The 13,591-nt window shown below is 69.6% G+C and carries 8 protein-coding genes; 6 read left to right on the forward strand and 2 right to left on the reverse strand.

Annotated features, from left to right (window positions below; translation table 11 throughout):
* Entirely contained in the window at window positions 1–3,921 is a 3,921-nt protein-coding gene (locus JOY88_RS06065; RefSeq protein WP_293501203.1) for a beta-galactosidase, read from the reverse strand.
* A gap of 134 nt (window positions 3,922–4,055) precedes the next feature.
* Here JOY88_RS06065 and ftsY point away from each other — a divergent pair, with 134 nt between their 5' ends.
* Complete coding sequence (ftsY, locus tag JOY88_RS06070; protein WP_293501205.1) at window positions 4,056–5,303, forward strand: signal recognition particle-docking protein FtsY; 1,248 nt, start codon at window positions 4,056–4,058, stop codon at window positions 5,301–5,303.
* Between the two features lie 83 nt (window positions 5,304–5,386).
* Window positions 5,387–7,438, forward strand: a complete 2,052-nt coding sequence (locus tag JOY88_RS06075; RefSeq protein ID WP_293501207.1) for a S9 family peptidase — start codon at window positions 5,387–5,389, stop codon at window positions 7,436–7,438.
* Between the two features lie 149 nt (window positions 7,439–7,587).
* Here JOY88_RS06075 and ffh read toward each other — a convergent pair whose 3' ends face one another.
* Window positions 7,588–8,961, reverse strand: coding sequence for a signal recognition particle protein (gene ffh, locus JOY88_RS06080; protein ID WP_293501209.1), 1,374 nt, complete (start codon window positions 8,959–8,961; stop codon window positions 7,588–7,590).
* 56 nt (window positions 8,962–9,017) lie between these two features.
* Here ffh and JOY88_RS06085 point away from each other — a divergent pair, with 56 nt between their 5' ends.
* From JOY88_RS06085 to JOY88_RS06100, 4 genes are read left to right on the forward strand one after another with little or no spacing between them, the layout of a single operon-like run.
* Entirely contained in the window at window positions 9,018–9,893 is an 876-nt protein-coding gene (locus JOY88_RS06085; RefSeq protein WP_293501211.1) for a cytochrome C assembly family protein, read from the forward strand.
* On the forward strand, window positions 9,890–10,126 hold the full coding sequence (locus JOY88_RS06090) for a PP0621 family protein (protein WP_293501213.1): 237 nt from the start codon (window positions 9,890–9,892) through the stop codon (window positions 10,124–10,126). The genes JOY88_RS06085 and JOY88_RS06090 overlap by 4 nt, the downstream gene beginning before the upstream one ends.
* Window positions 10,123–11,790 carry a sensor histidine kinase gene (locus tag JOY88_RS06095; protein WP_293501215.1) on the forward strand — a complete coding sequence of 556 codons (1,668 nt, stop codon included), beginning with the start codon at window positions 10,123–10,125 and terminating at the stop codon, window positions 11,788–11,790. The genes JOY88_RS06090 and JOY88_RS06095 overlap by 4 nt, the downstream gene beginning before the upstream one ends.
* Window positions 11,787–13,241, forward strand: coding sequence for a sigma-54-dependent transcriptional regulator (locus tag JOY88_RS06100; RefSeq protein ID WP_293501217.1), 1,455 nt, complete (start codon window positions 11,787–11,789; stop codon window positions 13,239–13,241). The genes JOY88_RS06095 and JOY88_RS06100 overlap by 4 nt, the downstream gene beginning before the upstream one ends.
* Window positions 13,242–13,591 lie beyond the last annotated feature (350 nt).

Here is a 13,591-nt window from a genome sequence, read left to right on the forward strand (position 1 = left end):
TCACCGCTGCAGGCTGCGTGGCTGCGCCACGGCTTCCAGCGGCACGCCACCGCGAGCCACGGCCAGCGGCAGCAGGCGCACGGCCTCCAGCGCATTGGCTGCGTCGCCGTCGGTCGTGACGGCCAGCGTCAGCGTGTTGTCGCCGTTGGGGTTGAGGATGCCGGGCGGCAGCACGAAGACGCGCTGCGGGCCGATGTGGGCGATGAACTGGCCCAGGTTCCAGCCGTTGACGAAGATCAGCGCGCGGTTATCCACCTCGGAGCGAGGCTTCGTCGTGTCGCCGAAGGCCAGGCCCAACTGCACGTCGTGGCCTTGCGGCAGGTCCAGCTTGAAGCTCGTGCGCAACCAGTACGTGCCGGCGGCCGGGGGCGCGGCGCCGGGCGTGGTTGCCACCCAGCCAGCCTGCGGCTTGGCCGGGTCGATGGGCAGGTGCCAGCCCATGCGCTCGCCCTGCAGGCCGCCGTTGTTCAGCGGACCGCGCACGAGGTCGGCGATGTCCTCGCCGCCCTTGTTGCCTTGGATCTTCCACGCGATGGGCGTACCAAAGCGCTGGCCGCCTTTGGGGGTGAGCGACGCGGAGATCAGGCCGCGGGCCTCCTTGTGCACGTCGTCGGCGAACAAGTCCCAGTTGTGCGAGTTGTTGCGCACGACGACGGCGATGACGTGCTCGCCCGGCGGCAGATCCTTCAGCAGATGCCTGAAGGTGTCGGTGGTCTCGGGGAAGGGCCGGCCGGTGTCGTGGTCCTGCTGGCCGATGAACTTGCCATCCACCCAGACCTGGATCAGGCCGGCGCCGCCGCCACCGAAGAACAGTTCCAGTTGCAGGGGCTTGGACGTGCTCGTCGTGAATCGGCCGCGGTACCAGACGTCGCCGTGGTGGAAGCCGTAGTCGCTCATCGCCAGCACGGGCTGGCCCTTGTCCGGCGCCGTGTAGACGTTGGCGGCCGAGGCGCTCGCGTCGGCATTGCGCCAGGTGCTGTCGTCGAAGTCGGGGGCGGCCTCCAGCGAGTCGAAGCGGCGCGTCCAGGCCAACTGCGCCAGGTCGGGTAGCTGGACGGCGTCAGGGCCCGGCAGGGCGGCGCGGGCGGTGAGGCTGAAATCCTGCGCGCTGCTGGCGACGGCCTGGCCGTTGAAGCTCAGTCCGGTGATGCCTTCGGGCACCCAGGCGCGCAGCATGCTCGGCGCTGTCGTGTCGCCGGTCAGCTTCAGCGTCCTGCCTTCGATGGTCGCCGTGCGCACCAGGGCGGGGCTGCGCACGAGGACGGCCTGTGTGCCGGCATGCAGGCGCCAGAACTCCTGGCCGGTCTTCTCGTCGGCGATCAGCAGCAGCAGCGGTGCACGGCCGGCGCCGCTGATCAGCACTTCGGTGAGGTCGCGATGCTGGTAGTTCAGGCGCAGGTCGCCGCGCTTGGCGTCCCAGTTCACCTGTGCCTGGCCGCGCAGCAGCTTGACCTGGGGCTTGCTCGCGAAGCGCAGTACGGTCTCGCCATCGTCGCCATTGCGGCCATACAGCAGTGCCACGTCGCGCGCGTCCTGCTGCAGTTGTGCCTGCAGCTCGCTGGTGCTGTAGACCAGGTGCTGGCGCTCCAGCGCGTAGCTGGCCAGCAGCATCTTGGCGTCCTGGCCGGTCAACGTCAGCCTGCCGGCCTGCGGGATCTGGTAGCTGCCGTCCCTGGTCTGCAGCGTGAAGCCGAACGCCTCGGTCCCGCTCAGGTGGTTGTGCTGGGCCAGCAGCACATGACTGCCGAGCGCGTTGTTGACGTTGTGATAGAGCCTGATCCTGGCGTTGCCGGGGTCCAGCACCTCGCCCTTGTCCATCGCCGCCAGCACGGGCGTGGCGGCCTGCACCAGGCCGCCCATCTGCTTGAGCACCAGTGCCTTGTCGCGCATCACGCGCGACTCGCTGATGGGCGAGCCGTAGTCGTAGCTTGTGTAGACCACGGGCCCGCCCAGCCAGCCCCAGCTGGTGCCGCCGTAGGCCATGTAGATGGAGTGGATGGTCAGCGAGTTGATCAGGCTGCCGCCATAGACCACGCGCTGGTAGCCTGGGCCCTGGCGCCTGGCCGTGCACTCGTAGGTGCCGTTGCTGCCCCAGTAGTCGAACCAGCCCGCGCCGATCTCGGCGACGAAACCCGGCGTGTTGGGCGAGGCGAGCGAGCCAACCTTGGGGAAGTTCCTGCCGTAGATGCCCCAGTCCTGCACCGGCGCCGGTGCGCCGGGCGTGCCGTCCACGCCGCAGACGCCGCCGGGGTAGCCGTCGAACGCGTAGAGGTCAGTCGGGCCGGGGTTGGCGAAAGGGGCGGTCGAGTTCTTCGGCGTCCAGTCCGGCAGCCGCGACGCGGCGTTGTGGAACAGCGGCACGGTGATGCCGTCGGCGCGCGCCTTGTCCGCCAGGTGCTGCATGTGGCGGATGTTCTTGGGGTTCACCGCGAACAGCTCGTTCTCCAGCTGGTAGGCGATGACGTTGCCGCCGCCGTTGGTGATCTGATGGCGGGCCAGGATGGCGTTGATCTGCGTCATCCATTCGTCGGTGGCGGCCTGGTACTCGGCCGCGTCGGTGCGCGCCTCGACGCGCTGGCGCAGCAGCCAGCCGGGGAAGCCGCCGGCCGTCAGCTCGGCATTCACATAGGGCCCCATGCGGGCGATGACGTACAGGCCTTCCTCCTCGGCCATCTGGATGGCGCGCTCGACGTTGCGGATGCCGGTGAAGTCGTAGTGGCCGGGCTTGGCCGAGTGGTAGCCCCAGCTGAAGTAGAAGGCCACGGCATTCAGGCCGGATGCCTTCATCTTCTGCAGCACGTCTCGCCACAGGCTGGGCGAGGGCAGGCGGAAGGGATGGAACTCGCCGCCGAAGATCATCTCGCGCTTGCCGTCGATGATCAGCGAGTGGCGGTCCCAGGTGACAGTCTTCGGCTTGGCCTTGGGCGCCGTCGCGCGCTCCAGTTGCGCCGTGTCCTCGGAGATGACGGTGAAGTGGCGCACGGTACCCGACACGCCGCCCAGCTCCTTCCTGGGCGTCCAGGTCTGGAGGCCGTCGAAGCTGTCGGAGTACCAGTAGCGCTTGGTCGTGTAGTCATCGAAATAGATGCGCCAGCCCGACTTGCCATCAGCACCCTTTATGGGCACCAGGGCCTGGCCTTCCGACGGACCGCCCCAGCCGGCCCAGTCGCCGGTCCGCTGCAGGGCCCAGGGGCCGTCCAGCGACGGGGCGGTCGCCAGCTCGATGAACTTGGTCGTCTCGTTCTTCGCGAACGCGACGTAGCGGCCTTCGTGCTGGATGACGAAGGTGTCGATGTAGTTGTTCTCCAGCCCCCGCATGGGCACGGGGTCGGCAAACTTCGTGAAGCTCGCGTCCAGCGCCTTCACCGAATAGGCGGCGAACGGCCCTTGCGTGCCGGTCCTGGACAGGCTCACGATGAGCTTCAGGCTGCCGTCGGATTCGCGGAACCACTCGGGCGCCCAGACGTTGCTGACCTTTTCATCGGCGCCCGGTAGCTGCACCGGCACATCGGCCACATGCGTCCAGCTTCTCAGGTCGGCCGACTTGGCGATGCCGAAGGTGGAGCCCGACCAGTTGGTCGTGTAGGCGATGTAGTAGAGGCCGTCGGCCGCGCGGATGATGGACGGGTCGCGCAGCAGGTCCTTGGGCGGTTGATAGACCTCGGAGCCCAGCGAGGTGAAGGTGACGCCGTCGGCCGACGAGAACAGGCTCAGCTTGTTCTGCGAGGTGGCCATGAAGGCCGACATCAGAAAGGTCTTCGCACCCTTGGTGGCGGCCAGCGGCGCCTCGGCCTGCGTGGCGCCGAGGGTGGTGGGCGCCTGGCCCGGCAGGTCCTGCGCACCGGCTGCTGAGCACATCAACAGCGCGGCCAACCAGATGGCGGTGCGGTTCGGCAGGGCAGGCGGCAGGACAGCAGGCATGGGCAGACCGAGAGTGCGTGGATCCGAGGCCAGTGTCCCCGCGTTTGTCCGTGCGAATCGATCAAACGCTTGCGAGAAAGGCCGCCGCCGAGGCTCCGGCGGGGATATGCCAAGACCCAGCGAAAATGCCGGCTATGTTCAGTTTCTTCAAGAAGTCGGCCCCGGCCCCAGCGCCCGCCGAAGGGCCTCAGCTGTTGTCCGAGGGGTGGACCGTCAAGCCGGCCAGCGTCCCCGCCCCCGCACCGGCCCCCGCACCGGCCCCCGCACCCGCACCCGCACCGGCACCGGCACCGGCACCGGCACCGGCACCGGCACCGGCACCGGCACCGGCACTGGCACCGGTCGCGTCCGTGGCGCCTGCCGTCGCGCCCGCACCCGTGGCGCCTCCCATAGCGCCGGCACCGGTGGCAGCGCCGATCGCGCCGTCCGTGGTGGCGCCGCCGGTTGCCGCACCCGCGCCAGCTCCGGTGGTCGCCGCGCCGCCTCGCCAAAGCTGGATGGAGCGCCTGCGCGCCGGGCTGCGCAAGACCGGCGGCAGCATCGCCGGCGTCTTTAGCGGCGCCCGCATCGATGACCAGCTCTACGAGGAGCTAGAGGAGGCGCTGCTGCTGGCCGACACCGGCGTGAAGGCCACACAGTTCCTGCTCGACGACCTGAAGCGGCGCGTGAAGGAGACCCGGGTCACCGAGCCGCAGGCTGTGCGAGGCCTGCTGGTGGATGCCCTGGCGCAGCTGCTGGCGCCGCTGGAGAAGGGTCTGGAAGTGGGGCGCTTCACGCCCACGGTCATGATGGTCGTCGGCGTCAACGGTGCCGGCAAGACCACCAGCATAGGCAAGCTGACCCGCCACCTCGCCGAGGCCGATCAGCGTGTGCTGCTGGCGGCGGCCGACACGTTCCGCGCCGCCGCGCGCGAGCAGTTGGGTGTGTGGGCCGACCGTGCCAAGGTCGAGATCATCAGCCAGGAGGGCGGCGACCCGGCGGCCGTGTCCTTCGATGCGGTGAACGCCGGCCGCGCCCGCGGCGCGGACGTGGTCATCGCCGACACGGCCGGCCGCCTGCCGACGCAGATCCACCTGATGGAGGAGCTGAAGAAGATCCGGCGCGTCATCGCCAAGGCCCAGGAGGATGCGCCGCACGAGGTGCTACTTGTGGTGGACGGCAACACCGGCCAGAACGCGCTGAACCAGGTCAAGGCCTTCGACGAGGCGCTGGGCCTGACGGGGCTGGTCGTCACCAAGCTGGACGGTACCGCCAAGGGCGGGGTGCTCGCGGCCATCGCTCGCGAGCGGCCGGTGCCGGTCTATTTCATCGGCGTGGGCGAGAAGCTGGAAGACCTGGAGACCTTCAATGCGCGCGAGTTCGCGCAGGCGCTTCTGGCCTAGGGAAGATGCCCAGCAGTTGACTGGTCAGCGGGGCTGCTGGAATGCCTATGCTCCCGGATCTTTTTGATCCGTCCGAGGTTTGCATGTCTCCCACCCAGCTCCTGCTCCCGTTGACCCTGGCGCTCGCCGCCGCGCTGCCCATGAGCTCGCTCGCCGCCGACGCGCGCAAGGCCGCCGTCACCGTGGGCGACACGCCGCTGATCCCGCGCGCCGCGCTGTTCGGCAATCCGGTCAAGGCTGGCGCCCAGCTGAGCCCTGACGGCCAGTGGCTGTCGTGGATGGCGCCGGTGAACGGCGTGATGAACGTCTGGGTCGCGCCTGCGACCAAGCCGGAGGCCGCCAAGGCGGTCACCGACTCCAAGGACCGTCCCATCCCCGGGCACTTCTGGTCGGGCAACAGCGAGCAACTGCTGTTCGTCAAGGACAACGCCGGCGACGAGAACTTCCGCCTCTACGGCGTCGACGTGAAGACCGGCGCGCAGCGCGACTACACGCCCTTCGACAAGGTGCGCGTGCGCATGATGGGCGGTTCGCGCAAGCGCCTGGACGAGGTGCTGGTCGGCATCAACAACCGTGACCCGCGCTGGCACGACGTGCACCTGCTGAACCTGAAGACCGGCGAGCTGAAGCTGGTCATGAAGGGCGACGGCTTCGCCGGCTTCCAGAGCGACGACGACCTGCAGGTGCGCCTGGGCGCACGCCCGAACGCCGCCGGCGGCATGGACTACGTCCAGATCAAGGGTGGCGAGGCGGCCGACAAGCCCGTCCTGAGCACCAGCCTGGAAGACAACGCGACCGGCCCCATTGGTTACACCGTCGACGGCAAGACGCTGTACTGGACGGACTCGCGCGACCGCGATACCGCCGCCGTGTTCGCCGAGGACACCGTCACCGGCCAGCGCAAGCTGATCGCCGAGGATGCTCGCGCCGACCTCGGTGCGACGCTGCGCAACACCGTCACCGGCGAGGTGCAGGCCTATGCGGTCGACTACTTGACCACCGAGTGGCACTTCGTCGACAAGAGCCTGAAGGCCGATTTCGACTGGCTGCAGCAGCAGCTCGGCAAGGGCGAGGTCTTCGTCAGCAGCCGCACCCGCGCCGACGACAAGTGGATCGTCGGTATCGACCCGGTTTCCAAGGTGTCCGCCACCTATCTGTACGACCGCAAGGCAAAGAAGCTGTCGCCGCTGTACGTCGCCCGCCCCGAACTGCAGAACGCGCCGCTGGTGCCCATGCATGCGGTCGAGATCAAGGCCCGCGACGGCCTGACGCTGCCCAGCTATCTGACGTTGCCGCAGGGGGCGGACAAGAACGGCGACGGCAAGCCCGAGCAGGCCGTGCCCCTGGTGCTGCTGGTGCACGGCGGTCCCTGGGCGCGCGACGGCTACGGCTACAACGGCACGCACCAATGGCTGGCCAACCGAGGCTACGCGGTGCTGTCGGTGAACTTCCGTGCCTCCACGGGCTTCGGCAAGAAGTTCCTGAACGCCGGCAACAAGCAATGGGGCCTGGCCATGCACGACGATCTGATCGACGCCGTGAACTGGGCCGTCAAGCAGGGCGTCACGAGCCCCGACAAGGTCGCCATCATGGGCGGCAGTTATGGCGGCTACGCGGCGCTGGCCGGCCTGACCTTCACGCCGACCACCTTCGCCTGCGCGGTGGACATCGTCGGTCCGTCCAATCTGGAAACCCTGCTGGGCACCATCCCGCCCTACTGGGAAGCCGGCAAGAAGCAGATGTACAGCCGCATGGGCGATCCGACGACCGACGAGGGCAAGGCTGTCCTGCGCTCCGCCTCGCCGCTGTACAAGGCCGACCAGATCGTGCGTCCGCTGCTCATCGGCCAGGGGGCCAACGACCCGCGTGTGAAGCAGGCGGAATCGGACCAGATCGTCCAGGCCATGCAGGCCAGGAGCATCCCGGTCACCTATGTGCTCTACCCGGACGAGGGCCACGGCTTCGCCAAGCCGAACAACCGCATCGGCTTCAATGCGATCGCCGAGAGCTTCCTGGGCAGCTGCCTGGGCGGCCGCGTCGAGCCGCTGGGCGAGACGGTGCGGCAGTCCACCGCGCAGGTCGCGCACGGTGCCGACTTCCTGCCGGGCCTGAAGGCGGCCGCCGAGAAGAAGTAAGTCGCTCCGAGCCGCTCGAGAAGGCCCTGCGGGGCCTTCTCGCATTTCGGCGTCAACCAGCGCCAAGCCCATCCCGGGCATGCCTGGCGCCAGAGGCGCGAGGCGTCTTGCTGCAGTTGTCGGCGAGTGCGTGGGCACCCGCCACGGCGCTACATCAGGCCTTTCATGCCGCCCATGCGCTTCATCATCTTCATCAGGCCGCCGCCCTTCATCTTCTTCATCATCTGCTGCATCTGGTCGAACTGATTCAGCAGGCGATTGACGTCCTGGATCTGCACGCCGGCGCCGGTGGCAATGCGGCGCTTGCGGCTGGCCTTGCTCTTGCCGTCCATTAGCAGCGCGGGCTGGGCGCGCTCCTTGGCGGTCATCGCACGCAGGATCCCCTCCATGCGCTTCATGTCGCGCTCGGCGCGGTCCATGTCGGCCTGGCCGGGCTGCTTGCTGCCCATCATGTTCTGCGGCAGCTTGTCCATCAGGCCTCCGAGGCCGCCCATCTTCTTCATCTGCGCGATCTGCTGCAGGAAGTCGTTCAGGTCGAAGCCGCTACCGCTCTTGAGCTTCTCGGCCATGGCCTGGGCCGAGGCCAGGTCCACGCTCTGCGTGACCTGCTCCACCAGCGCCACGATGTCGCCCATGCCCAGCACGCGGCCGGCATGGCGCTCAGCGTCGAACACCTCCAGGCCGTCGATCTTCTCCGAGACACCGGCGAACTTGATCGGCGCGCCGGTGATCTGGCGCACTGACAGCGCCGCACCGCCGCGCGAGTCGCCGTCCAGCTTGGTGAGGATGACGCCGGTAAGCGGCAGCGCCTCCTTGAAGGCCTTGGCGGTGTTGACCGCGTCCTGGCCCTGCATGGCGTCGACGACGAACAGCGTCTCGACCGGGTTCAGGACGCCGTGCAGCTCCTTGATCTCAGCCATCAGCGCCTCGTCGATGGCCAGGCGGCCGGCCGTGTCGACCAGCAGCACGTCGACGTAGTGGCGGCGGGCGTAGTCCAGCGCGGCCAGTGCGATGTCGCGCGGCTTCTGGTCGGGCGTGGACTCGAACCATTCGGCGCCGGCCTGGCGCGTGACCGTCTTCAGCTGCTCGATGGCGGCGGGACGGTAGACGTCGGCGGAGACCGTCAGCACCTTCTTCTTGCGCTTCTCGATCAGGTGCTTGGCGAGCTTGGCCGTCGTGGTCGTCTTGCCCGCGCCCTGCAGGCCGGCCATCAGGATGACGGCGGGCGGCTGGGCGGCGAGGTTGATGTCGGCCACACCCTCGCCCATGGTCGCGGCGAGCTCCTTGTGCACGACCGAGACCAGCACCTGGCCCGGGTTCAGCGAGCCGACGACCTCCTGGCCCAGCGCCTTCTCCTTGACCCGCGCGACGAAGTCGCGAACGACGGGCAGGGCCACGTCGGCCTCCAGCAGGGCCATGCGCACTTCGCGCAGCATGTCCTGCACGTTGCTCTCGGTGATGCGGGCCTGGCCGCGCATCGTCTTCACGAGGCGACTCAGGCGGTCGGTGAGGTTGGAAGCCATGGGTCGGGGAGGGGCCGGTCCCGCAGAACGGCGGGGGCCAAAAGTACACTGCAGCCATGAGTTTATCGCCCGCCCTTGTCGCAGATGTCGGAGGCGCCCAGGCCGTCGGGCCGGGCCTGGCGCTGGCGGTGGCCAGCGCGCTGGCGCTGCTGGGCTATGTCTGGGTGGGGCTGCTGCGCGCAGGCGTCCTGGAGGGCGACGCCGTCGTGCGGCGCCCGCTGCGTTCGGTGCCGCCCATGGCGCTGGGCTGGACGGCGCAGTTCGCGGCCCTGTTCATCGACATCAGCGGCTACGGCCTGACGACCCCCGGCGCGCGCTTCGGCTTTGCGCCGGCGCTGTCGATGACGATCTGGCTGGTGCTGACCGTCTATCTGATCGAAAGCCGCTTCCTGCCTCTGCACAGCGTGCGCCGCGTGCTGGCTTGGCTGGCCGCCGCCGCGGTGCTGCTGGCCTGGAGCTTCCCCGGCGAGAGCCGGCCGCTGGCGGCGTCGCCCTGGGCGCCGCTCCATTGGGTGCTGGGGTTGGCGTCCTACGGTCTGTTCGGGGTCGCCGTACTGCATGCGGCGCTGATGAACCGGGCCGAGGCGCGGCTGCGCCAGAAGCAGGCCGAGCCCGGCGGGCTGCCGCTGCTGCAGCTGGAGCGGCTGACCTTCCAGTTCGTGGCCGCCGGTGTCGGCGTGCTGTCGCTGGCCATCTTCCTGGGTTGGTGGTTCACGCCGACCTGGCATTGGGATCACAAGAACCTGCTTGCCGTGCTGGGCTGGCTGGTGCTGACGGGCCTGCTCGTTGGTCGGCGCATCTACGGCTGGCGCGGCCGGCGCGCCACGCGCTGGCTGTACGCCGGCGCGGCCCTGCTGCTGCTGTCCTATGCCGGCTCGCGCTTCGTGCTGGAGGTCATCCTGCAGCGCGGCGTCAACGGGGGCGGGGCATGAAGTACTTGCTGCTGCTCCTGCTGCTGGGCGTCCTCTTCTTCGTGCTGGGCGCCAGGCGTGCCCGGCCGCGCGAGCCCGAGTCGCGCACGCCGCCGCCCGCTGCGCCGCAGGCCATGCTGCGCTGCGCCGAGTGCGGCGTGCACCTGCCCGCCGACGAGGCGCTGCCGGGCAAGGGTGGCGTGTTCTGCAGCACTGCGCACCGGGCCAGCTTCGAAGCCCGGGACCGGGCGTGAGCGGCCTGGCGGGAGAGGGCGGCTGGTTCGTCGAGTCCGCGCCGGTCGAGCCGGCTGAGGGCAGCGCCAGCTTTGGCCGCCTGTATCGCGCCTTCGTAGCCGCGCGCGCGGCGCTGGGGCTGGCCCTGATCGCGGCCCAGCTGATCGCCGCGGCGCTGGGCACATCACCGGCCGCCTCGACGCTGGCGCTGAGCGCGTCCTACGCCGCGGCCGCGGTGGCGCTGTGGCTGCTGCCGCAGCTGCGCCGCGGCGCGTCGGCTCGCAACCTGGCGCGGATCAGCAGCCCGCATTGGTGGAGCGCCATCGGCATCGACCTGATCCTGTTCGGCGTGCTGCATGCGCTGGATTCCAGTGGCGTGAACTACGGCGTGCTGTTCGTAATGCCGGTGTTGATGGCGGCCGTGCTGTGCCCGCGCCTGCTGGCGCTGGCTACGGCGGCGATGGCGACGCTGGGCCTGCTGGGTGCTGCGGCCTGGTCGGTGCTGGCGGGCGCGGACGTGGGCCTGAAGACGACGCAGGCCGGGCTGGTGGGCAGTGGCCTGTTCGCCGTCAGCCTGCTGGCCGGCGAGCTGAGCGCACGCCTGGCCCGCGAGGAGAAAGCGGCGCGCGGCAGCCTGGCGCTGGCGCGCCAGCAGGAGCTGCTGAACCGCCTTGTCATCGACGAGATGCAGGAGGGTGTGCTGGTCGTCGACCGGCGCGGCCGCGTGCGGGCGATGAACCCGGCCTCGCGCGTGCTGCTCGGCGCAGCCAGCGGCGAGCTGAGCTGGCAACTGCGCGGCCGTGCTGACTGGCAGCCGCTGGTGCAGGCGCTGGAACAGGCCTATGCCGGCGGCGCCGGCGCGGCGGGGACGGAGCTGGACGTGGCGCTGCCGCTGGACGGCGGGGCCAGCCGCAGCCTGCGCCTGCGCCTGCGCTTCACGCGCCAGCGCGAGGGTAGTGAGGAGTTGTGCGTGCTGTTCGTGGAAGACAACCGCGAGCTGCTGGCGCGCACCCGCCAGGAGAAGCTGGCCGCCATGGGCCGGGTGTCGGCCGGCATCGCGCACGAGATCCGCAACCCGCTGGCGGCCATCGCGCAGGCCAATGCACTGCTGGCCGAGGATGCCAGCGGAGCTCGCGCGGAGCAGCTGACGCGCATGGTGGCGTCCAATGTGCAGCGGCTCAAGCGCCTCGTCGACGACGTCGGCGAGCTGGCACCCAGCGTGCAGCCCGCCACACTGAGCCTGGATGTCAGCGCGCTGGTGCAGGAGACCTGCGAGGACTGGGCCCTGGTCAACGGCGTGGCGCCGGGCACGCAGGGCCGCTTCCTGCTGCAGATCGCGGCGCCGGGGCTGAGGGGCTTGTTCGACGCCGAGCATCTGCGCCGCATCCTCGTCAACCTGCTGGACAACGCGCACCGTCATGCCGACGCAGTCCCGGGCGCGATCCGGGTCACGCTGGCGCGCCAGGGCGAGGGGCTGGACCTCGTCGTGCGCAGCGTCGGTGCGCCGGTGACCATGGAGATCGAGCGCCACCTCTTTGAGCCCTTCTTCTCGACGCGCAGCCGCGGCTCGGGGCTAGGCCTCTATATTTGCCGGGAACTTTGCGAGCGCCATGGCGCCCGCATCGAGTACCGCCGCGCCGCCGATGCGGCCGCCAACGAGTTCTGCGTCCGATTGCGCACATGACTACTGCCACGCTGCCGCGCCTGCTGGTCGTCGACGACGAGCCCGACCTGCGCACGCTCTACGAGCTGACGCTGCTCCGCGAGGGCTATGAGATCGACAGCGCCGGCTCCGTCGCCGACGCGCTGGCACAGCTGCAGGCCGCGACCTACAGCGCCGTCATCACCGACATGAGGCTGCCCGACGGCTCGGGTCTGGAGCTGCTGCGCTGGCTGGAGCAGGCGGGCCGGCCGGAGAAGGCCGTCGTCATCACCGCATTCGGCTCGGCCGAGAACGCGGTGGAGGCGCTGAAGGCCGGCGCCTATGACTACCTGACCAAGCCGGTCGACCTGCGCCAGTTCCGCATCGTCGTCGGCTCGGCGCTGGGGCGGGTGGCACCGCCCGAGCTGGCGCCGGTGGCTGCAGCGCAGAAGCCGGCCGTGGCGCCGGCCTCGGCGCTGCGCCTGGTGGGCGAGTCGCCAGCCATGCGCGCGGTGCGTTCGCTGATCGACAAGGTCGGGCGCAGCATGGCACCGGTGCTGGTACAGGGCGAGTCGGGTACAGGCAAGGAGCTGGTCGCGCGCGCCATCCACGACCATGGCGCGCGCGCAGGCCAGCGCTTTGTCGCGGTCAACTGCGGTGCCATCCCCGAGAACCTGCTGGAGGCTGAGTTCTTCGGCTACCGCAAGGGCGCCTTCACCGGCGCGAACGAGGATCGCGAGGGCTTCTTTCAGGCGGCCGACGGCGGCACGTTGTTCCTCGACGAGATCGGCGACCTGCCGCTGGCCATGCAGAGCAAGCTGCTGCGCGTGATCCAGGAGCGTTCGGTACGGCCGGTCGGTGCGACGAGCGAAAGCCCGGTGAACGTGCGAATCCTCAGTGCGACGCACAAGGACCTGGCGGCCGAGGTGGCGGCCGGCCGCTTCCGCCAGGATCTGTTCTACCGCCTCAACGTCATCCAGATCCGCGTGCCGCCGCTGCGCGAGCGGCTGGAGGATCTCGGCCTGATCGGGGCGCGCGTGCTGGCGCGCATCGCGCAGGACGCCGGCGTGTCGCCCACTCCGCGGCTGACGAACGGCGCGCTGCAGACACTGTCGCGCTACGCCTTCCCCGGCAATGTGCGTGAGCTGGAGAACTTGCTGCATCGGGCGCTGGCGCTCGCCGGCGGCGAGTGGATAGACACCGACGACCTCGGCCTGCCCGAGGCACTGCTGGACGAGGACCGCAGCGAGTCGCAGTTCGCCGCGCTTGAGGCGCCTCTGGCCGTCGAGCCTGGGGGCGAGGGGCTGCTGCTGCAGGAAGAGCTGCCCAGTGACCTGGCTCGTTATCTCGACGAGGTCGAGCGCGGCATCCTGCTGCGTGCGCTGGAACTGCACCGCTTCAACCGCACCGCGGCGGCGGCCAGCCTCGGGTTGTCGCTACGGCAGATCCGCTACCGCATGGCACGGCTGGCGATCTCGGCGGGCGATTGCTGAGGGGCAGAGAAAAATCCCGTCTCGGGATTTGCCCGGCTTGAATCCCGTGTGACCGGTGCGGCGGCTGCCGCGACGGCCCGGTAAACCCAGCATTGGCGCGGCCTCGCGACCCGCTTCGGCCCGCCAGCCCAGCGCCAATGCGGGCCGAGCAGGCCGACCCCCGATCTGATCGGCCCCAGGTGGTCGTTAGGGGTGGTTTTCAGGCCCGCCGACGGCCCGGGTTTGACACTAGGGGTAGTGCTTGAGGGGGGTGCTGGCCATAGATATAGTGTCCCCTCGTGATATCCTGCTGACCCAGTCGATCCCATGACCACTCCCCCGGATTCGCTGTTTGCTGCGGCTTGGCTGCA

It is taken from the genome of Roseateles sp., assembly GCF_019237615.1.
Classification (GTDB): Bacteria; Pseudomonadota; Gammaproteobacteria; order Burkholderiales; family Burkholderiaceae_C; genus Pelomonas.

Coding starts and splice junctions, on each gene's coding strand:
- JOY88_RS06065 (WP_293501203.1), bottom strand. CDS start 3,921: ATGCCTGCTGTCCTGCCGCCTGCCCTGCCGAACCGCACCGCCATCTGG.
- ftsY (WP_293501205.1), top strand. CDS start 4,056: ATGTTCAGTTTCTTCAAGAAGTCGGCCCCGGCCCCAGCGCCCGCCGAA.
- JOY88_RS06075 (WP_293501207.1), top strand. CDS start 5,387: ATGTCTCCCACCCAGCTCCTGCTCCCGTTGACCCTGGCGCTCGCCGCC.
- ffh (WP_293501209.1), bottom strand. CDS start 8,961: ATGGCTTCCAACCTCACCGACCGCCTGAGTCGCCTCGTGAAGACGATG.
- JOY88_RS06085 (WP_293501211.1), top strand. CDS start 9,018: ATGAGTTTATCGCCCGCCCTTGTCGCAGATGTCGGAGGCGCCCAGGCC.
- JOY88_RS06090 (WP_293501213.1), top strand. CDS start 9,890: ATGAAGTACTTGCTGCTGCTCCTGCTGCTGGGCGTCCTCTTCTTCGTG.
- JOY88_RS06100 (WP_293501217.1), top strand. CDS start 11,787: ATGACTACTGCCACGCTGCCGCGCCTGCTGGTCGTCGACGACGAGCCC.